Here is a 20918-nt window from a genome sequence, read left to right as displayed (position 1 = left end):
CATGCAGGGCATCATCGGATGGTTCGTACGCAACAGTAAGGCCGCCAACCTGCTGATGATCATGATCATCATCGGCGGCCTGTTCGGTATCAGCCATATCGGGCGCGAGGTATTCCCGGCGATCAACCCGGGCATCGTGCGCGTCGATATCAGCTACCCGGGCGCCGGCCCGGCGGAAGTGGAGCAGCAGGTCACCCAGCGGGTGGAGCAGGCCATTTCCGAAGTGAAGGGTATCAAGGAGGTGAACTCCTGGTCCCGCCGCAGCCACAGCACCGTGGAAATCAAGGCGGTGGACGGCTACGACCAGCTGCGCCTGCTGAACGACATCAAGGTGCAGGTGGACAGCATCAACACCTTCCCGTCCGACATCGAGCGGCCGGTCATCGCGCTGCAGGAGTGGGAGCAGCAGATGATGATGATCGCCATTGGCGGTCCCGTCTCCCCACACGTGCTGAAGGACACGGCGCTGGATCTGCGCGACAAGCTGACGCTGCTGCCCGGTGTGCGCCGGGTCGACGTCTGGGGTGATCGCGCCGACGAGGTCTCCATCGAGGTGTCCGAGCTGGATCTGCGCCGCTACAACCTGAGCTTCGACGACGTCGCCAATGCCGTGCGCCGCTCGTCCCTCGACCTGCCCGCGGGCATGGTGCGCTCGGATCGCGGCGATATCCAGGTACAGACCCGCGGCCAGGCCTATACCGCCAGCGATTTCGCCCGTATTCCGCTGATCAGCCGCGCCGATGGCACCCAGCTGCTGCTTGGCGATGTGGCCGATATAGAGGACGGCTTCGAGGAAGAGGGCTCGGTGATCCGCTTCAACGGCAAGCCGGCGATGAACCTGCGCGTGATGCAGGGCGAGCCGCTGGACGTGGTGGCCACCGCCGATGCGATCCAGGAGTTTATGGCGGAGGCCCGCGAGCAGCTGCCTCAGGGTATGGAGTTCGAGATCTGGTTCGACTTCTCCAAAGCCTATGAGGGGCGTATGGAGCTGCTGGCCGGCAACGCCCTCGGTGGCCTGGTTCTGGTATTCATACTGCTGATGCTGTTCCTGCGCCCGGCGCTGGCAATCTGGGTAACCATTGGTATTGCCACCGCCTTTATGGGGGCCTTCTGGCTGCTGCCGACCACCGGCGTGACGCTGAACATGCTGTCGCTGTTCGCCTTCCTGTTGATTCTCGGGATCGTCGTCGACGATGCGATTATCGTCGGCGAGGCGGTGCACGCCGCCCACGACCGCGGCGTTACCGGGCTGGCAGCGGCGGAAGAGGGCGTGAAACAGGTTTCCGCACCGGTGATCTTCGCCGTGGTTTCCACCATGGTGTTCTTCGTGCCGATGCTGTTCCTGCCCGGTTACACGTCGCAGATGATGCTGTCACTGCCGGTGGTGGTGCTGCTGGCGCTGTCTTTCTCGCTGATCGAGTCACTGCTGATTCTGCCGGCGCACCTGGTCAACCTGAAGCCTGAGAAGCCGGCCACCTCCGGCCTGGGACTCAAGCTGCAGGCGCTGCGCGCGAAGTTTGCCGGCGGTATGAAGGCGGCCGGTGAAAAGTACTACATGCCGCTGCTGGAAAAATCCCTCAGCAATAGCCGCGCGACGGTGATGATCTTCGTGATGGCGCTGTTCCTGTCCTTCGCGGTATTTGCCGGTGGTTATATCGGCTCGGCCTTCTCGCCGCAGGTGCCCTCCGACCTGCTGCAGCTGCGCACCACCATGGCGCCCGGCGAATCCTTCGAGGAAACAAAGCGGGTCATGGAGCAGTTCGAGCGTGCCGGCGACAAACTGGCCGAAGACCCGGAAATGCTGGAGATGAATGGCGGCCAGCCATTCGTCGAAAACACCATGGCGTTCCTGTGGCGCGGTAATGTCACCGTGCTGCTGCAGCTGACAGACGGTGAACAGCGCGATGTGACCTCGGAAACCCTGGCACTGCGCTGGCGCGAGTATGTGGGTGAGCTGCCGGCCAGCGTCGAGGAGATGCGCATTCACCACACCATCAACGATGGTGGCTCGGGCATGTCCCTGAACCTGAGCACCTCCTCGGGCAACATGGCCGAGCTGCGCGCGGCTGCCGACGCGGTCAAGGAGGCGCTGAACAGTTACGCCGGTGTCTACGACGTGCGCGACAACCTGATCAGCGCGCGCCGGGATATCGAGATCCAGCTGAAGCCCCACGCCACCAATATGGGTATCGGCCTCGCCGATGTCGCCAAGCAGGTGCGCCAGGGTTTCTACGGTGAGGAAGTGCAGCGTATTCCCCGCGGCCGCGAGGACGTGCGTGTCATGGTGCGCTATCCGGAAGAGGAGCGCGCAAGCGAGGAACAGATCGACCGCATTCGCATTCGCACCAGCAACGGCGAGATCCCGTTCAGTGCGGTGGCCGATGCGGTTTATGTGCCCGGTTACACCACCATTCGCCGCAACGACCGCGAGCGCACTGTGCGGATCTCCGCGGAGCTGACCCCGGGTGCGGCCTCGGCCCACGAGATACTGCAACAGCTGCGCGAGAAGAAGGTGCCCCAGTGGGAGAAGCAGTTTGCCGGCTTCAGTCTGAAGACCGCCGGTGAGATGCAGGAAGAGGAAGAGTTCGGTTCCGCGATCCTGGCCTTCTTCGTATTGTCGCTGTTTACGATCTACGCACTGCTGGCGATTGCTTTCCGCTCCTACTCGCAGCCGCTGCTGATCCTGACTGCGGTGCCGTTCGGTTTCTTCGGTGCGATTCTGGGCCACCTGCTGTTGGGTTACGACATCAGCATCATGTCCATGCTCGGCTTCCTCGCCGCAGCCGGCGTGGTGGTGAACGATAACCTGGTACTGATGGATCGCATCAACCAGCTGCGCGCCGGGGGTATGGCGATCATGGATGCGGTTATTCAGGCCGGTCGTGATCGCTTCCGCCCGATTATCCTGACCTCGCTAACGACCTTTATCGGCCTGGTGCCGATCATGTTCGAGCGTTCGATTCAGGCGCAGTTCCTGATCCCGATGGTGGTCAGTCTCGCCTTCGGCGTTCTCTGCGCTACCGCGGTGACCCTGATTCTGGTGCCGAACCTGTACAAGGTGATCGAGGTGCTGCGCCTGAAGGTGCAACGCAAGCGCGGCCGCGGCGAGGAGCTGCCGGCTTCGGCCGAGAACGCCTGATCCCCGCCACTCCCCTTTCCCGTTGATGGGAAGGGGAGCATTGCGAAGGGCCGCGTTCAGCGCCTAAACTAATTGCCGATGAAAAGCCGACTCAGTGTCGGCTTTTTTGTGTAGCACGCCCGTGCATTTCCCCCTTTGGCTCAGCCAAAACTGACCGGGGCGCTCCGGGCACTTTTGACGATCTGCCTCACAGGAAGAGTCTGTACATGCGCATCCCGCGTATCTATTCCACCGAACCCCTGGCCGGCCAGAGCGAACTGGCACTGGACGAGGCGGCCTCGCGCCACCTGGTCAAGGTTCTGCGCCTCGGTGCCGGCCGTCCGCTGGTGCTGTTCGATGGCAGCGGCGGTGAATACCGTGCAGAGCTGATCGAAACCGGCAAGAGGGCGCGGGTGCGCCTGGGCGAGTTTTCCCCGGACAATCGCCAGTCGCCGCTGGCACTGACGCTGGCGATCGGCATTTCCCGCGGTGAGCGCTTCGACTGGGTGGTGCAGAAAGCCACCGAGCTGGGGGTGGCGGCTATTCAGCCGCTGTTTACCGAGCGCTGTGAGGTCAAGCTGAGTGGCGAGCGCCTGCAGAAAAAGCTCGGCCACTGGCGCCAGATTGCCGCCAGTGCCTGTGAGCAGTGCCAGCGCAATATCCTGCCGGCCATTGCCGAACCGCAGAAGCTGGCGCAGTATCTGCAGAACAGGAAAGCGGACAGCGATTTCGGCGTAGAGCTGGTGTTGCACCACCGCACCGAACTGGATCTCCGCCAGCTGGAAGCGGAACAGGGTAAGCCGGATTCCGCGCTGCTATTAGTGGGGCCGGAGGGCGGCCTGTCGCAGGCGGAAATCGACGCGGCCCTGGCCCGGGGATTTCTGCCGCTGCGTCTCGGCCCGCGCGTGCTGCGCACCGAGACGGCACCGGTGGCAGCGCTATCGGTATTGCAGTTCCAGTGGGGCGATCTGTAACGGATCACGTTATTCTTCGCTCTATATAACCAATCTGCTCAGGGAGAGAACGATGGTAAAACTGATTCTGTGGGTGCTGGGCCTTACGCTGGTGGTTCTGTCCATCGCCATCATCGTGCAGCCGCAGCTGGCGCGTACGATCAGCGAGCGCCTGAATGAAACCGGCTATACGATTTCCGCCTGGGCGCGCATTGCCATCGGGCTGATACTGTTGCTGATCGCCGACACGCGGGCCTGGAACGTGCTGTTCAATGCGCTCGGCGTGCTGGTGGTGCTGGCCGGTGCCTATATGCTGCATATCGGCTTCGAGCGCAGTAAGGCGCTGGCGATAAAGATCTCCGGGGGCAATGAGACTTTCCTGCGGATCCTGGGTGCCATCGGCGTGCTGCTGGGCCTGATGCTGCTGTCCGCGAGTTGAGGAGCGCGCTGCACCGATGTTTTCCACTGAACTGGTAATTTTCGACTGCGACGGTGTGCTGGTGGACAGCGAGAGTATCGTCTGTCGCATCCTTGCCGAAGAGATGAACAAGCTCGGCATGGAGACCACGGCCGAGGAGCTGGACGAACAGTTCAGCGGCCGTCCGGCCCGTGACTGCCTGCTGGAAATCGAAACGCGCTTTGGCGGTCCGCTGCCGGATCATTATTTCGGCAATACCGAGCGGCGCATTCGCGAGGCGTTTCACGCCGAGCTGGAGCCGATAGCCGGCATCGAGGACCTGCTCGACCATCTGCTGCAGATCAATCTGCGCAGCTGTGTGGCCTCTTCCGGTTCCCACGAAAAAATGCGCCTGACCCTGAACAAGACCGGGCTGTACGACTATTTCGATGGCCGAATTTTCAGCGTCGACGACGTGTCCCGAGGCAAGCCCTGGCCCGACCTGTTTCTACATGCGGCGCAGGCCATGGGGGTGGAACCGCAACATTGCCTGGTGGTGGAGGACTCCATCGCCGGCGTCAAGGCGGCGGTCGCCGCCGGCATGCCCGTCGTCGGTTACAGCAACCATCCGCGACGCAGGCCGCAGCTGCAGGAGGCCGGGGCGCGGGTCGTTGGCGACATGATGGCGGTGCTGGATTTTCTCTAGCGGCTTTATGGCGTAACTTTCTACAGTAGTTTGCTAACGCCGTAGGTTCACGATTACCGACGCACTGCGCTGTCGGTCTTTGCTATCGATAAAGGTGCGGCTGTAGCGCAACTGCTCGACGCCTTCTGCGAGCAGTCCCTTCACTAGTCCCGGTGGCAGTTGTACCACTTCCGTAATGCGGCGCTGGCCGTCGGTGACCAGGCGTTGCTCGACGGTGTAAACGACGCGGTCTCCGTCCAGGAAGTAGCCGTTGGTGGATACGGCATTCAGCTCGCCGAGCCCGGCACCGCGAAAATCCCATTTCAGCATCATCTGGCCGGAGTTCTCGGTCAGTGTCTGCTGGGCCGGTGACGCCGAGAGACCGGCCAGGCGCCCGCTGAACTGCAGTTGGATCACGACGCGATTGGAGATGCTGCCGCCCGCGCCGCTGAAAGTGCGCCGGTAGCCGAGCCGGCGCACGCCCGCGCTGTACCAGCGCCGTGCCTGTGCCGGGGAAATCCTCAATTGTTCGCTGACTGTGCCGACACTGTCGCTGGTACCCAGCGGCGCCGCCATGGCTTCCAGTACCCGGTTGTTGTCCAGGTTGACGAACTCTGCTTGCGCGGAGCTGGCACCGCCGCGGCTGGCGATACGCCAGGTCACGGTCTGGCGCACGCCCTTGTCGCCGTCCACGCGGATTTCGCCGGGGTTTACTGTCACCAGCTGCTGGGCGATAGCCGCCTGCAGGCCGCACAGAAGCACGAGTAGCAGGCCGTTGATGGTTCGCAACATTAAACGCAAGTGCAACAAACTCCCGTTAGCAGCTGGCCACAGGAAGTAAATGCTAGTGTGCGGCAGTATGGTCCGGTAGTCCGCGTGGCAACAGTGGCAACAGTGGCAACTGCACTACAATGAACTGGACGCCGGCAAAAATCGGGAGTCTTGTACATGGCGAGTCTTCGCCCGCCCGTATACTGTATTCCGCTTCTGGCCGCGCTGGCGGCCAGTGGCTGCTACGACCCGCACAAGAAGTACACGCTCGATCCCCTCACCGAAGTGCAGGCCGGTCTGAGTGAGCAGGTCGCTCGCGAGGCGGCGCCCTTCGGCGACGACCTGGTGCGCTATCTGCGCGGCGCCCCCCGCGATGGCGGTGATACATTCGTGCTGCAGCTGGAGTTCGAACCGGGCGGATTTGCACCGCTGATGGATAGCATCGGCGATCTGGAGACCCTGCTGGTGATCATGCGTGACTTTCCGAGCCTGCGCATCGCGGTCGAAGGCCACACCGATAACGAAGGTGAGGCGGAAAAAAACCTGAAACTATCCCAGTGGCGCGCCGAATGGGTGCGCCGCTTCCTGCTCGAGCGCGGTATCGCGGCTGACCGGGTGCAGGCCCAGGGCTATGGCGATACCGACCCCATTGCCGACAACAGCACGCCCGCAGGACAGCAAAAGAATCGCCGCCTGGTGATCCGCGTATTGAACTTCGATCACCAGTCCGCGTCGCTATCCAGCCCGATTCCCCCGCCGTCGCCCTGACCGACGAACCCTTCATAAAAAATTTCGCAGAGTCCTGTCGAAATCCACTCGTCCGTTGCGACTATCCAGTGAATAGTGCGTTGCAATGAGGGTGTGGTGAAATACCTGTGCCTGATCTATCCGCGATCGTCAGTCGCCTGGCGCCAGTTCACGCCGGGCCCGCCACTGGTTGCCGCGGCGTTAATTGACGCGCGTGACCTGAATCAGGCTATTCAGCGCTCTGCAATGTTGCTGCAAAGGGGCGCGATAGCAATTTTGCGGCGCCTCGAGCCGCTTTCTACGGAAGCCGACACTGCCAATTACCAAAACAGGGAGACGACGATGAAATATTTGTGCCTCGTGTACAGCGAAGAGGAGAGACTGCATTCGCTGCCTGACAGCCCGGCCGATGCCGAATGCCAGGCCTATGCCGAGTCAGTGGCCGGCAGTGGCCGCATGCTGGCTGCAGAAGCGCTGGAACCGGTGAGCAGCGCCACCACGGTACGGATGCGCGGTGGCAAGGTGACCATCACCGACGGTCCCTTTGCCGAGACCAAGGAGCAGCTGGCCGGTTTCTATCTGCTGGATGCGCAGAATCTGGATGAAGCCCTGGAGGTCGCCGCCGGCATCCCCGCTGCTCGCGTCGGCAGTGTGGAAGTGCGCCCAATACGCCAATTGCGGGTTTGAGCCGCGTGTCAAAGCGCTGTGATGAAAACGCTTATTAAGAACCGTGAGGACTAGGATGAACTTCTCTCCATATTTGTTTTTTCGTGGCCAGTGTAAAGAGGCATTGGAATTCTATGCGAAGATTTTCGATGGTGAGATCATCGCGATGATGACTTACGACGATGGACCGATGGCCAGTGACATGCCGCCCGAACAGCTCGAGAAGGTGATGCACGCACAGCTGAATATTGGCGAACAGGTTTTTATGGCCTCCGATGACTGTCAGCAATATCAACAACCGCAGGGTTTCCGTATCACCATCGGTGTGGATACGCCCGATGAGGCGGAGTGTATCTACAAGGCCCTGTCCGAGGGCGGTGAGGTCACCATGCCGATGGAGGAAACTTTCTGGGCGCAGCGATTCGCGATGTTTACCGATCGCTTCGGTATTCCCTGGATGGTTAATTGCGACAAGCCCGAACAATAATGCCGTCGCAGGCGTAGCCAAAAAGTATTAACAAAAATTTTTTGATTTTATTCAGCGGCGCTATCCTCCCGGTCGCTCGTGGATTGCCGAACAATCGCTGTTTTCCAACGCCATTTGGTGATTGAATAACAGCGTTATTTTTGCGTCTAAGGCGAACGGATGATGGCATCGGCAAGCGGCCAGGTGCAGCATGAGCTTGAGGAAATCTATCGTGCGGAGTCGCGCCGGGTGCTGGCGACTTTGATCCGCCTGTTGGGGGATTTTGAGCTGGCCGAAGAGGCCCTGCACGATGCCTTTGCCGCTGCGCTCAAACAGTGGCCCGCAGAGGGCCTGCCGAACAATCCGCGTGCCTGGCTGGTGTCCACCGGCCGCTTCAAGGCGATAGATCGGTTGCGCCGCCAGGCGCGGCAGGATCCGCTCACCGACGCAATGGCCCAGCAGCTGGAGGCGGAAACCGCTGATCCCGCCGACTGGGCCGAGGACCGCGTTGAGGACGACCACCTGCGCCTGATATTCACCTGCTGCCACCCGGCACTGTCCATGGACGCCCGGGTGGCACTGACACTGCGGGAAGTCTGCGGCCTCACTACCGAGGAAATCGCCAGTGCATTCCTGAGCGCCCCTGCGACTCTGGCCCAGCGCATAGTGCGCGCCAAGAACAAGATTCGCAGCGCCGCGATTCCGTACCGCGTGCCCGTCCGGCGCGATCTCCCCGAACGACTCGACGGGGTGCTGCGGGTTATCTACCTGGTATTCAACGAGGGTTATTCGGCCTCCACCGGTGACAATCTGATGCGCACCGACCTGAGCGGCGAGGCCATCCGACTCGGGCGACAGCTCAACGGGCTGTTGCCGGGTGCGGAAGTCCAGGGGCTGCTGGCGTTGATGCTATTGACCGAGTCCCGGCGCAAGGCGCGTATAGACGACGCCGGCGAACTGGTGCTGTTGGAAGATCAGGACAGGAAGCTCTGGGACAGAAAAATGATTGTCGAAGGTATTGAGCTGGTGCGGCGCGCACTGCGTAGCCATGGCTTCGGCCCCTATAGCCTGCAGGCGGCGATCGCCGCGGTGCATGCGGAAGCTCCCTGCGCCGAGGAAACTGACTGGCGGGAGATTGTCGGCCTATACGATGTACTGCTGCGCCTGGCGCCGTCGCCGGTGGTGGAGCTGAATCGGGCGGTGGCTCTCTCCATGCGAGATGGCCCCGATGTCGGACTGAATCTGATAGAGGCGATACTGGAGCGCGGCGAGCTGAGTGACTATCACTTGGCCCACGCCGCGCGCGCGGACCTGTATCGGCGCCTCGGTATGTCAAGGCAGGCAATCACGGCCTACAAAAAGGCCCTATCTCTAGCCCTTCAGACAACAGAGCGGCAGTTTCTGCAGCGTCGACTGCTGGAATTGGCTGGCTGAGCGTGCGGCGCAAAATTAGATGTCATGCCAATCCCCTTCAGCTTTTCTTGGTCAGCCACCAGTCAGAGCGAAACAGCCGAGTGTGCAGATACGGGGCCTTTACTGCCAGATTAGCTGTAAGCACGGCGCTCAGCCCCTCGCCGGTATCAATGCCGAAGCCAATAGCTGGTCATGGCCGCCGCCAAGCAGATCATGCCGGCCAGATATATCACCGCGATGGGTCGAATTTGGCTGCCATGCCCTCATTGTCTGTCATCTGCAACAGAATCAACATGGAGGGGAGGCGATTACTGTGGCGCTCACTAATAGGGTTGTTGCTTGAGCCGACCAGACCGGTCATATAACCGGCCACCGACGTAATCATAAAGCTGCCCTATCATCAGCACTGACATTACTACTGCCACCGAGGAGTTTCCCGGATGGCCGTCGAAGACATAGAGAAAAATCAGCCGCAGCGGCACGATCAATAGCAGTACCAGAAGGCTTACACAGGGGATGAGCATATCTTGCTCGGTGCATAGAGCACGCCCCCCCCACGGTCCTAGATACACGGTACGCGTGCGACGAGGCCCTGACTCCGTGCAACAGCGGTCGCGCCAGCGAGCTCAGCGATCAGACGCGCCCGGCCATCGCCGAAAGAGGTGCAGAATTTTCCTGGAGGTTGCGGCGGGAATGGAAGCGGAAACCTCGGGGACTACCACAGGCCAATAAACGCGTTGGCAGTGGCGAACTCAGCGCATAGCAGTTTGTTCAGAATCAGGGTCGCCGGCGTTAGCCGACGAAGATCACCTGCTGGTGGGACAAGAGGTTAATCAGCCTTACGCTGTCTCAAACTGTTGTCGTATTTTTGATTTAAAGACAATCGTCTCGGTTATTTATCTGGCTGGGTATATACAGCAGAACCTAGAAAATGGTGCTTATAGGTAAAATTACAGTACCTGCAATCGCTGTCTATATTGTCAGTATTGCATGTATCTGCTGTATTTTTATCGATTTCCGTACTCTAGTTTCCTTCTGGTTCATGCGAAGCTTGATATAGCGAGTTTTATTCAAATTAATTTAAATAATCTTCTGGCTATACACCGAGTTTATCACTGGCTATCGATCAGATATTTATCTATGGATCGATGTATGTATTAGTAGGTTGAGAGTAAACCAATATTTTTTAGTCCACTGTCAAAATTTCTCCATATCGTCTCATAATGTTGAATCCGAGAGAGCTATTTCAAAATTACGTAATGGCTATAACAGGGGTGGCGCTTAAATCATCCAAAAAATGATGAGCCTTTCATTTTTCAAGATTTTTTCGCAAGTTCTCGAGCAGAGGCCTAGTTCTAGTTATTATCAAAAATCGCTGCAGGAAAGCGTGATTTGGAAATTAACCTGCAGAGCAATTCAAAAAAAGGTAAAAATAATAATCCTTGGAGGGTTACATGGAGCTGAAGTTCAAAAGGAACTTTCTGAGTCTAGCTATTTCGAGCGCACTTTCCATAGGTGCGCCTTTTGTGGTAGCACAGGAAGATGTCACAGGAATGGAGGTGGAAACGCAATCTGTCGCTGCCGAACGGGCTGAGAAAATGACAGAAAGCGAAACGGCTGGAATCGCGGACGGCGACGTAGAAGAGGTTGTTGTCACCGGTTCTAGGCTGAAGCGCGATACTTTCTCAAGTATTGCTCCGCTGCAGATTATCGATACCGAAGGTGCTCGGGAAGCGGGAAGTATAGATACCTCCTCTATTCTGCAGAGCAGCGGTGCGGCCTCTGGCCAGCAAATCGACCTGACCTTCTCAGGTTTTGTACTGGACAACGGCCCGGGTGCATCCACCGTGGATCTGCGAGGTCTCGGAGCCGGTCGGACACTGGTGCTGGTGAACGGCCGCCGGCTGGCGCCCGCCGGCGTAGAGGGCGCGCCAGTCGCGGCCGACCTGAACCTGATCCCGTCTTCGCTGGTGCAGCAGTACGACCTGCTGCTGGATGGTGCCTCTTCCATTTACGGTTCCGATGCGGTCGCCGGTGTGACCAACATCATCCTCAAGAAAGATTTCGACGGTGTGGACTTTGAGGTGTTCGGTACTAGCCCGTCACAGGCAAATGGTGAGGAAACCACCCTGAGCCTGAGTTGGGGTCAGAACTTCGACCGCGGCTTTGTAGGTATGGGCGTCGAGCATTACAAGATGAATGCGGTAACCCTCGCGGATCGCGACTGGACCAATGGATGCTCCAGAAACTACGAAGTGGGCACCGACGGTAAGATCTATTCCCAGGACAATTTCTACAATACTGTTTACGGCATGGACACCTCGGACGGCTGTGCTGTGGGAAGCCTGGCGGGTCGGGTATCTGTTCCCTTCTCCGGCAGCATTTATTACACGCCTGGAGTCACTAACGGCGGTTGGAACGGTTTTTCCGAGTCCAGTATGTTCGGTAGCATCGGTGTTGACGGCAATGGCGACGGCATTACCGATATCAATTTCCGCGATTACGATATCAACGGCCGCGACCTGTTTGCCCACCTGTTCCCGGAACAGGAGCGCACCAGCTTTATGGCGTTCGGCGAATACACCTTTGAAGGTGATATGAACCTGACCCCGTTCTTCGAGGCGAGCTATGCCAAGCGTGAGAACTTTATCAATTCCGGTGCCTACCAGCTGTTCCCCAATGTCCCCGCCACCAACCCGTTCAACATCTGTAACCCGGATGGCATTCGCGGCACCGACTGTGGTCTCGCCTACGATGCCCTGCTGACCAACCCGAACTTTGCTGCCCAAGTTCAATCTCTTTACGGTGGCACTCCCGAGGATTTCGGTCTGTTGGTGGGCGCTATTGGCCCAGCGAGCAGCCTGCCGATTGTCTCCGTGTATGGCGACCGCACCCAGGCCAACGTGGAAGTGGCCCAGATGCGATTTGTGACCGGCCTGCGCGGTGACTTGCCGATGCTGAATGTCGGCACTCTGTCCGACTGGACTTTCGAGCTGTCCGGCTCCATCACCAAGTCCGATGGCAAGTCCAGCCGCATGGGCGTGCGCGGCGACCGCTTGGCCCAGTCTCTGGCCACTACCCGCGAAGACCCGAACAACCCGGGCAGCTATATCTGTGATCCGCTGCCGGGTGAAGCCACCTGTGTACCGGTGGATATGTATGCGGATTCCCTGTACCAGGGCGTTGTGGGTGATTTCGCCACCCAGGCAGAGCGGGACTATCTGTTTGACAGCCGCGATTTTGACACCGCCTACTACCAGACGATCTTCTCCGCCTACGCGACGGGCACAGTCGGGACCCTGCCCGCCGGTGATGTGGTGGTCGGCATTGGTGCCGAGACTCGTAACGACCGCATCAAGTCCCTGCCGGATGATATCGCCCGCGACGGCCTGTTCTTCGGCTACTTCTCCGATGGCGGTGCCACCGGTAGCAAGGATACTCACGAGGCCTTTGCCGAGGTGGAGGTCCCGCTGCTGGCCGGCAAATTCATGGCCGAGGAGTTGTCCGCCAACTTGTCCGGACGCTATACGAAAGATGAGCTCTACGGCGGTGCCTGGACCAACTCGGCTAAGCTGGCTTACCGCCCGGTGGAGTCCCTGTTGCTGCGCTCAACCTACGGTACTTCTTACCGTGCACCCAATCTGCGTGAGAACTTCCTGCAGAATCAGACTGGTTTCCAGAACGTGGCTGACCCCTGCTTCATCCCGGAAGCGGCTATTGACCCAATCAGTGGTGGTTACAATGCAGCATTGGATACCCGCGCTCCGGAAGTCCTGGCCAACTGCGTAGCTAGTGGTGTGGATCCGACCACCCTCGAGAATGGCGGTTTCAACACCTATAGTGTCGAAGTTGCCCGCGGCGGTAATACCGAATTGAAGGAGGAAACCTCTGACTCCTTCACCGTCGGCTTCTCCTTCGAACAGCCGTTTTTCGATGACTTCGACCTGACTTTCGGCATGACCTACTGGGATATCGAGATCGAGAACTCAATTATTGAGCCGACACCGCAGTTCCTGGTCAACGACTGCTACAACAACCCGAATGGAACCAGCGCCTTCTGCTCGCTCCTCAGCCGGGACGAAGACGGCTTCCTGGATATTATCGATGGCGCCTTTGTTAACCGCGATAACGAGGTTGCGCGTGGTATCGATTACAACCTGCGTTACGAGCAGCCGGTAACCCTGTTCGGGGCAGCGCTGGATCTGTCTGCCAATCTGAATGTCACCCGTACGCTACAGCGTGAGCTGACTTACGTGGCAGACGATGGCACTCCCGATGTCGAGTACTACACCGGTACCTTCGGCTACCCGAAGTGGAAAGGGAGCGCAGAATTCCGGGTTCAATATGAGGACTACCGCTTTACTTGGACCTCTCGCTACATAGGTTCTGTGGAGCAGGCCGATGAGTATGTCGACGAGTTCAGCGATATCAATGACACCAATGGCACTGGCTTCTACTCCGACGCCTGTGTCGGCGCAGTAAGCGGCGGTGTCGATTGTCGCGATGTGGGCTTTGCCGATGACTATATGGTGCACTCTGCGTCTCTGTACTACTACGGGGATACCTGGACCGCCGGTTTGGGCATGTCTAATGTATTTGATGAGGAGCCGCCGGTTGTTGATGGTGATGAGGTTACAGCCATCAATAACACTCCGATCGGTTATGGCTACGATCTGCAGGGGCGTACTCTGTTCATGAACGTTCAGAAAAATTTCTGATCGATCCTCGATGGGGAAAAGCCCGCATCTAATGCGGGCTTTTTTTCTCGCACATTGGGCGAGAGTGCAGTTGAATCTCTAGCAGGAAGGTAGATGATGCAGATAATAAGAAGGTCAGTAGTGGCACTGGCGCTACTTTTCGGTGCCCAGGCATTAGCCAAAACCGTTGAGCCATATCCACTAGATTACTGGGCGCTAAGAGACGTTATTAGCAACGTGGAAATTTCTCCGGATGGAAAACATGTAGCATTGTTGAAAATTCCAACAAAGGATGGAGGCCCAATCATTGAGGTCTACCCTGCTAATGACTTGGAAGGTGAGCCCTACCGAATCAATTCGAATCCTATGGAAATCCAGCGGTTCTTTTGGCTCAGCAATGACGTTATCGGGATGCGCTTGCGACAGAAAGTGCGAGACCGGATCGAAGGGTTTAATCAGGGTGTATACGAGTACCTGCTCGCCTCCGTCGATATCAAGCGAAAAAAGATGAAGAAGTATGACCAGCTTGGTGCCGATATGGAGAACATTCTACCCGACAATAAAAATAGAATTATCTTCTCCTATCTGCCTGGAGGAGATGACAGCAAAATTAGTGACGCCTTCCGCCCACGGACCTACTATGAGCTCGATCTGAAGACAGGTGCCAAGACACTTCTACTGCGCGGCAAGCTGGATATGGGACAAGTTGAGTTTGACCGAGAAGGGGACCCTTGGTTGGCTAGGGGGTTTGATGTCGCTAAAGGGGACTTTGTCTGGTACCAGCGCATTACCGATCGAGACAAGTGGGCCGAGTTTTATCGCCAGAGCGAGGACTCTTTCGAAGAGTTTACCGTGGAAGGTTTTGATAACGATAAACGGCATATTCTGTTCGTGACAGCTAACAACGGGCATGACAAGGTTGGGCTCTGGGAATTTAACGTCAAGTCCGGAAAGTTTGGAGAACTGATTTACCGTCGTAGTGATGTAGATGTGAGCGGTGTACGCAGACACAGCAACCGCTGGAAGGAAACTGACCGTATTGCCGGTGTGATCTATCCCGAGCGGAATAATGTGGCGGTGGAATATATCGACGAACTGGAGATGGCCTCCCAGAGGCAGTTGGAGGGGGTGATACCCAATGCCCATTATGTGCGCATCAACAGTCGCTCCAGAAATGGCTCCAGCATGACGATTTACAATGTCGGACCCCGAGATCCAGGCAGTTACTACCTGCTTCATAAGGGCAAGCTGACTAAAGTAGGCAGTCGTCAGCCGCTGCTGGAGGCGGAAAAACTCGCCGATGTCCGCTATATCAAGTACAAGGCTCGCGATGGCCGCATGATACCGGCATACCTGACGATTCCCGCCGGCAAGCCACCTTTCCCGGCCATAGTGTTGCCCCACGGTGGTCCGTTCGTGTCAGAACTGGTGCTTTACGACGAATGGGCACAGTTTCTGGCGAACAACGGCTACCTGGTTCTACAGCCGCAGTATCGCGGGTCTCGAGGTCTTGGTCTCGATCACTACACTTCTGCGTTTGTGGATGGTGGCCAGGGTGGCTACAAAATGCAGGACGACAAAGATGATGGCATGCTATATCTCGTAGACCAAGGGCTTGCTGACCCTGACCGTCTGGCAATATTCGGTTGGTCATACGGTGGTTATGCCGCACTGGTTGCTGCTAGCCGCAAGGAGCAGATATATCAGTGTGCAATTGCGGGCGCAGCAGTATCCGACAATCAAATGCAAGTGAACTACTATCGCGCACGCTTGAGGGGCGCTGGAAAAGAAGAGCAGCTTGCTATGTGGGACGACAGTATTTCCCCCGTCGAGCGAGTAGAGGATGTGAATATTCCCCTTCTGCTGATTCACGGGAGTGTAGATCAGCGGGTGCCGCTGGCACATGCGGAAAAATACCGCAAGGAGTTGGATAGGTACGGCAAGTCATACAAATATGTAGAGTTGGAGGGTGCCGATCACTTCTCTAACACGCTGTTTTTCGATCATCAAAAGCAGTTATATGAGTCCATGATCTCCTATTTGCATGAAGATTGTGGTCCCCAAGGTTTGTAAGCACTTTGTGTAGAAACAAAAAGCCCGGCATTGCCGGGCTTTTTTGTCAGGTTTGATTGAATTGCAGATTGCACAGAACCTCTGCTGAAGGCTCCACCTGGTTCATGGTATAGAAATGCAGTCCCGGCGCCCCGCCCTCCAGCAATGTTTCGCACAGGTCCGTCACCACTTCCAGTCCCAGCTTCTTGATATCCTCCGGGTCGCGGTAGCTTTCCATGCGGTAGCGCAGCCAGCGGGGAATTTCCGCACCACAATTACGCGAGAAGCGCGCCAGGTTGGCGAAATTGGTGATCGGCATAATGCCTGGATAGATGGGCGCGTCTATGCCGGCTTTTTCGCACTGGTCGATGAAATAAAAATACGCATCCGGGTTGTAGAAGTATTGGGTCAGCGCGCTGTTGGCGCCGGCCTCGAACTTGCCCTTCAGGAAGCGGATATCGTCGTCGTAGCTTTCTGCCTCCGGGTGGATTTCCGGGTAGGCGGCCACTTCCAGGTGGAAGTGATCGCCGGTATGGCGGCGGATAAATGCGACCAGTTCATTCGCATAGACAAGTTGGGCCACGGCGCCCATACCGGACGGCATATCGCCGCGCAGAGCAACGATGCGGTCGACACCGGCCTCCCGGTACTGGTTCAGCAGGTCGAGGATTATCTCCTCGTTGTCGCCGCCGAAAGACAGGTGCGGTGCTATGGAGATACCATCGCGGCGCAGGCCGGTGACGATATTTGCCGTGGTATCGCGGGTGGTGCCTCCGGCGCCGTAGGTGACGGAGAAGAATTCCGGCTGGAATTCCTGCAGTGCCTCGCGGGTCTTGTACAGTTTCTCACGACCTTCCGGGGTTTTCGGCGGGAAGAATTCGAAGCTGATGCGAATGGAGTCGGTCATAATGCTTACTTCCTGTCCCCGAGATGCTGGATGCCGGCAAAGGCCGGCATCCAGACCGGGGTAGATTAATACTTGTAGCTTTCCGGCTTGTAGGGCCCTTCGACAGATACGCCGATGTATTTGGCCTGGGTTTCGGTCATGCGCGTAATCACGCCGTCGAAGCCCTGCACCATGTAGCGCGCCACTTCCTCGTCCAGCTGCTTCGGCAGCACTTTCACGTAGAGTGCCGAAACTTTCTGGTCTGCCGGCAGGTCGGCGAACTTCTCTTTGTACAGGTGTATCTGTGCCAGTACCTGGTTGGCGAAAGAGCCGTCCATGATGCGGCTCGGGTGGCCGGTGGCGTTGCCCAGGTTGACCAGGCGGCCCTCGGACAACAGCAGCAGGTGGTCGTTGTTATCCGCGTTGCGGATGATCTTGTGTACCTGCGGCTTCACTTCCTGCCACTGCCAGTTCTCGCGCATGTAAGCGGTGTCGATTTCATTATCGAAGTGGCCGATGTTGCAGACCACGGCGCCGCTCTTCAGTGCCGACAGCATATGCGCATCGCAGACATTGGTATTGCCGGTGGTGGTCACGATCAGGTCGGTGTTCGCCAGCAGTTCCTTGTTCACGCCATCGGCGGTGCCGGTGTTGATGCCGTCGATGTACGGGGACACCAGCTCGAAGCCATCCATACACGCCTGCATTGCGCAGATCGGATCCACTTCGGAGACTTTTACGATCATGCCCTCCTGGCGGAGGGAAGCGGCGGAGCCCTTGCCCACGTCACCGTAACCGATGACCAGCGCTTTCTTGCCGGCCAGCAGGTGATCGGTGGCGCGCTTGATGGCGTCGTTCAGGCTGTGGCGACAGCCGTACTTGTTGTCGTTCTTGCTCTTGGTCACGGCGTCGTTGACGTTGATCGCCGGCACTTTCAGCGTGCCCTCGCGCAGCATTTCCTGCAGGCGGTGCACGCCAGTGGTGGTCTCCTCGCTGATGCCGTGGCACTTGTCGAGGATGTGCGGGTATTCGCGGTGCAGCAGTTCGGTCAGGTCGCCGCCGTCGTCGAGAATCATGTTCGGCTGCCAGCCGGCGACGTCCGCGCCGACGGTGCGCTCCAGGCACCACTCGTATTCCTCTTCGGTTTCGCCCTTCCAGGCGAATACCGGAATACCGCTGGCGGCGATGGCCGCGGCGGCGTGGTCCTGAGTTGAGAAGATGTTGCACGACGACCAGCGCACTTCCGCACCCAGGGCTACCAGGGTTTCGATCAGTACCGCGGTCTGAATGGTCATGTGGATACAGCCCATGATGCGTGCGCCGGCCAGCGGCTGCTCGGCCTTGTATTTTTCCCGCAGCGTCATCAGTGCCGGCATTTCGCCCTCGGCGATCTCGATTTCACGGCGACCCCAGTCGGCCAGGGAAATGTCGGCTACTTTGAAGTCTTTGAATTCGGTGCTCATCTGGTTCATTACTCAACCTAAATTAATTCTCGTTTTGCTAGCAGCGGCACGCTGCTAGCGGATGTTTTTTAATAATTAGAGACCGGCCTGCTCGCGCAGTGCAGCCGCCTTGTCGGTCTTCTCCCACGGGAAGGCGGTGAAGGTCTCGCTGCGTTCTTCGCCGTTGCTGTCCACCCAGTTGTAGGTGTGGGTGAAGGGCTCGCGGCCGAAGTGACCGTAGGCGGCGGTCAGCTGGTACATCGGGTGCAGCAGGTCCAGCGCCTTGGAGATCGCGTAGGGGCGCAGGTCGAAGTTCTCGCGCACCAGCTCGATCAGTTTGTCCTCACTTACTGCGCCGGTGCCGAAGGTATTGATGGATACCGAAGTCGGCTCGGCCACGCCGATGGCATAGGACACCTGGATTTCGCAGCGCTTGGCCAGGCCAGCAGCAACGATATTTTTCGCCACGTAGCGGCCGGCGTAAGCGGCGGAGCGGTCCACCTTGGACGGGTCCTTGCCGGAGAAGGCGCCGCCGCCGTGACGGGCGGAGCCGCCGTAGGTGTCGACGATGATCTTGCGCCCGGTCAGCCCGCAGTCGCCAACCGGACCGCCGATGACGAACTTGCCGGTGGGGTTGATGTGGTACTTGGTGTCCGCATGCAGCCACTCCGCCGGCAGCACGTGGTGCACGATCAGCTCCAGTACCGCCTCGCGCAGGTCTTCCTGGCTGACGTCCGGGTTGTGCTGGGTGGACAGTACCACCGCGTCGATCGCGCAGGGCTTGCCGTGCTCGTCGTAGCGGAAGGTCACCTGGCTCTTCGCATCCGGGCGCAACCACGGCAACAGGCCGGACTTGCGCACTTCCGCCTGGCGCTCCACCAGGCGGTGGGCGTAGTAAACCGGCGCCGGCATATAGGTGGGCGTTTCGTCGGTGGCGTAGCCGAACATCAGGCCCTGGTCGCCGGCGCCCTGGTCTTCTGGCTTGGCGCGATCGACGCCTTGGGCGATATCCACGGACTGCTTGCCGATGACGTTGATCACACCGCAGGTCTCACCGTCGTAGCCGACGTCGGAAGAGGTGTAGCCGATTTCGGTAATCACCTGGCGCACCAGATCTTCCAGATCGACCCACGCGGTGGTGGAGATCTCGCCGGCGATGACGGCGATGCCGGTCTTTACCAGGGTTTCACAGGCCACGCGTGCCTGCTTGTCGCGCGCCAGCAGCGCATCCAGTACCGCGTCGGAAATCTGGTCGGCGATCTTGTCCGGGTGCCCTTCGGATACGGACTCCGAGGTAAACAGTCTGTACTCACTCATGTGATGGTCTCCGTTGATAGCGCTTCTTCGCGCTCCATTTATTCCGCCGCGGGCGGTTATCTCAATGTTCTGGCTCTGATGGTGCGTGCCGTCAGGGTTTGATGAATTCTCGAATCTGGATCTGGAAGCCGTTGCGCAGCGCGCTGTAGACGCTGCGCCCGTTGATCAGTCCGGCAGTCTCGGCCCACTCGGTCAGCTGTTCCGGCGCAAATCCCAGCCATAGGTCGCCGCAGGCCTCCCGCGCCCAGTGCTGGCTGTGATCCTGCAGTTCCGCCACCAGCAGCTGGCCACCGTCCTTCAGTGCCGTATGCAGATCGCGGAAGATCTGTGCCGGCTCCGGGGTGTGGTGCAGCACCATATTGACCACGATGCTGTCGGCGCTGCCCGGGCGTGCAGCCGCGGCGCGGGTATCGCAACAGACGAACTCGATATTGCTCAGCTTCTCTTCGTCGGCGAAGGCCTGGGCGCGCTCGAGCATGGTCGGCGACAGGTCCAGGGCGGTGACCGTGCTGAACCGGGACGTCAGCTCCTCGAGGAACTCGCCCTCGCCGGGACCGACCTCGATGGCGTGACGGCCCGGTTTCAGCAGTTGTGCCACCTGGGGGCCGTAAACGCTATAACTGGCGATCAGTTCCTGCTGTTCGCGGAAGCGGTTGCCGTAATCGGCGAAGAAGCGTCGCGACACCTCGGCGCGCTCCTCGGCGATCCGCGCCACCGACTGCGCGCGCTCGGCGGACAGCGGCAGCTGATCCAGGCTGGCGAACAGCTGCAGCAGCAGTGGGCTGCTGCCGGCGCGGCGGTAAAACAGGTTGTTGCCCTCGCGGCGCTTGCTCACCAGCCCGGCCTGGGCCAGCACCTTCAGGTGATGGCTGAGCGCCGGCTGGCGCAGGTCGAAGATCCGGCACAGCTCCAGCACGCTGTAGGAGTCCTGGCTCAGCAGGCGCAGAATCTCGAGTCGCAGCGGGTCACCGGCGGCTTTCAGGGTTGCGGCCAGCTGCGGTATCTCCGCGCCGGGGCCGGATTCTGCTGTGCTATCAAGGGGATTGCTGGATTCGAGCATGGACGCGAGTCTAGCAGTCGCCAACGGCTATATCAAAATTTTTTGATATAGCTGCATAAAATTATTTTGATGTAGTTGCGCGGGACCTGAAGTTGCGCGCCCGGTTAGGAAAATGTTGTCGCTTGGGGGCGGAAATCGACCCTGCGGCCTTTGCGCCCGGGGGGCGATTACGGGAAAATACGCCCCCATTTTCGCCGTCGCTGAGAGTCGCCGATTAGAGCGGGTCCGCGGCCCATCTGAGAACCAGA

Annotated in this window: 15 protein-coding genes; 10 read left to right on the top strand and 5 right to left on the bottom strand. The window is 58.8% G+C overall.

The annotated features are described in order from the left end of the window. Position 1 precedes the first annotated feature (1 nt). From BLW36_RS09215 to BLW36_RS09200, 4 genes are all read left to right on the top strand, one after another. A complete protein-coding gene (locus BLW36_RS09215; protein WP_091387531.1) occupies positions 2 to 3139 on the top strand; it encodes an efflux RND transporter permease subunit in 3138 nt (1045 codons plus the stop codon). A gap of 206 nt (positions 3140 to 3345) precedes the next feature. Beyond that, positions 3346 to 4092 carry a 16S rRNA (uracil(1498)-N(3))-methyltransferase gene (locus BLW36_RS09210; protein WP_091387528.1) on the top strand — a complete coding sequence of 249 codons (747 nt, stop codon included), beginning with the start codon at positions 3346 to 3348 and terminating at the stop codon, positions 4090 to 4092. A gap of 52 nt (positions 4093 to 4144) precedes the next feature. Further along, positions 4145 to 4510: a hypothetical protein gene (locus tag BLW36_RS09205; protein ID WP_091387526.1), complete on the top strand. Its 366-nt coding sequence runs from the start codon at positions 4145 to 4147 to the stop codon at positions 4508 to 4510. Positions 4511 to 4526: 16 nt separating this feature from the next. After that, positions 4527 to 5174 (top strand): HAD family hydrolase, encoded by a 648-nt coding sequence (locus BLW36_RS09200; RefSeq protein WP_091387524.1) that lies wholly within the window; start codon positions 4527 to 4529, stop codon positions 5172 to 5174. Between the two features lie 33 nt (positions 5175 to 5207). Here the strand turns inward: BLW36_RS09200 and BLW36_RS09195 are convergent, their stop codons facing one another. Next, complete coding sequence (locus BLW36_RS09195; protein WP_139304848.1) at positions 5208 to 5954, bottom strand: hypothetical protein; 747 nt, start codon at positions 5952 to 5954, stop codon at positions 5208 to 5210. A 147-nt stretch (positions 5955 to 6101) separates the two neighbouring features. Between BLW36_RS09195 and BLW36_RS09190 the strand changes: the two genes are divergently transcribed. The 6 genes from BLW36_RS09190 (at position 6102) to BLW36_RS09160 (ending at position 15986) form a co-directional block, all read left to right on the top strand. After that, positions 6102 to 6692, top strand: a complete 591-nt coding sequence (locus BLW36_RS09190; protein ID WP_091387519.1) for an OmpA family protein — start codon at positions 6102 to 6104, stop codon at positions 6690 to 6692. Between the two features lie 321 nt (positions 6693 to 7013). Then, positions 7014 to 7358 carry a YciI family protein gene (locus BLW36_RS09185; RefSeq protein WP_091388618.1) on the top strand — a complete coding sequence of 115 codons (345 nt, stop codon included), beginning with the start codon at positions 7014 to 7016 and terminating at the stop codon, positions 7356 to 7358. A 55-nt stretch (positions 7359 to 7413) separates the two neighbouring features. Continuing rightward, complete coding sequence (locus BLW36_RS09180; RefSeq protein WP_091387517.1) at positions 7414 to 7824, top strand: VOC family protein; 411 nt, start codon at positions 7414 to 7416, stop codon at positions 7822 to 7824. 159 nt (positions 7825 to 7983) lie between these two features. Then, positions 7984 to 9237, top strand: coding sequence for an RNA polymerase sigma factor (locus BLW36_RS09175; RefSeq protein ID WP_244506204.1), 1254 nt, complete (start codon positions 7984 to 7986; stop codon positions 9235 to 9237). Positions 9238 to 10814: 1577 nt separating this feature from the next. After that, positions 10815 to 13934 (top strand): TonB-dependent receptor domain-containing protein, encoded by a 3120-nt coding sequence (locus BLW36_RS09165; RefSeq protein WP_211567173.1) that lies wholly within the window; start codon positions 10815 to 10817, stop codon positions 13932 to 13934. Positions 13935 to 14027: 93 nt separating this feature from the next. Continuing rightward, positions 14028 to 15986, top strand: a complete 1959-nt coding sequence (locus tag BLW36_RS09160; protein ID WP_091387513.1) for an alpha/beta hydrolase family protein — start codon at positions 14028 to 14030, stop codon at positions 15984 to 15986. Positions 15987 to 16032: 46 nt separating this feature from the next. Here BLW36_RS09160 and metF read toward each other — a convergent pair whose 3' ends face one another. The 4 genes from metF to BLW36_RS09140 all read right to left on the bottom strand — a co-directional run bounded on the left by metF (position 16033) and on the right by BLW36_RS09140 (position 20670). Then, positions 16033 to 16872 carry a methylenetetrahydrofolate reductase [NAD(P)H] gene (metF, locus tag BLW36_RS09155; protein ID WP_091387511.1) on the bottom strand — a complete coding sequence of 280 codons (840 nt, stop codon included), beginning with the start codon at positions 16870 to 16872 and terminating at the stop codon, positions 16033 to 16035. 65 nt (positions 16873 to 16937) lie between these two features. Further along, a complete protein-coding gene (gene ahcY / locus BLW36_RS09150) occupies positions 16938 to 18314 on the bottom strand; it encodes an adenosylhomocysteinase (RefSeq protein WP_425286753.1) in 1377 nt (458 codons plus the stop codon). A gap of 75 nt (positions 18315 to 18389) precedes the next feature. Beyond that, a complete protein-coding gene (gene metK / locus BLW36_RS09145; RefSeq protein ID WP_091387506.1) occupies positions 18390 to 19610 on the bottom strand; it encodes a methionine adenosyltransferase in 1221 nt (406 codons plus the stop codon). 91 nt (positions 19611 to 19701) lie between these two features. After that, complete coding sequence (locus BLW36_RS09140) at positions 19702 to 20670, bottom strand: metalloregulator ArsR/SmtB family transcription factor (protein WP_091387504.1); 969 nt, start codon at positions 20668 to 20670, stop codon at positions 19702 to 19704. Positions 20671 to 20918 lie beyond the last annotated feature (248 nt).

This window comes from Microbulbifer marinus (genome assembly GCF_900107725.1).
GTDB classification, from domain to species: domain Bacteria; phylum Pseudomonadota; class Gammaproteobacteria; order Pseudomonadales; family Cellvibrionaceae; genus Microbulbifer; species Microbulbifer marinus.
Note: the sequence above shows the minus strand (reverse complement) of the source record. Positions and strands in the feature narration are given on the sequence as shown.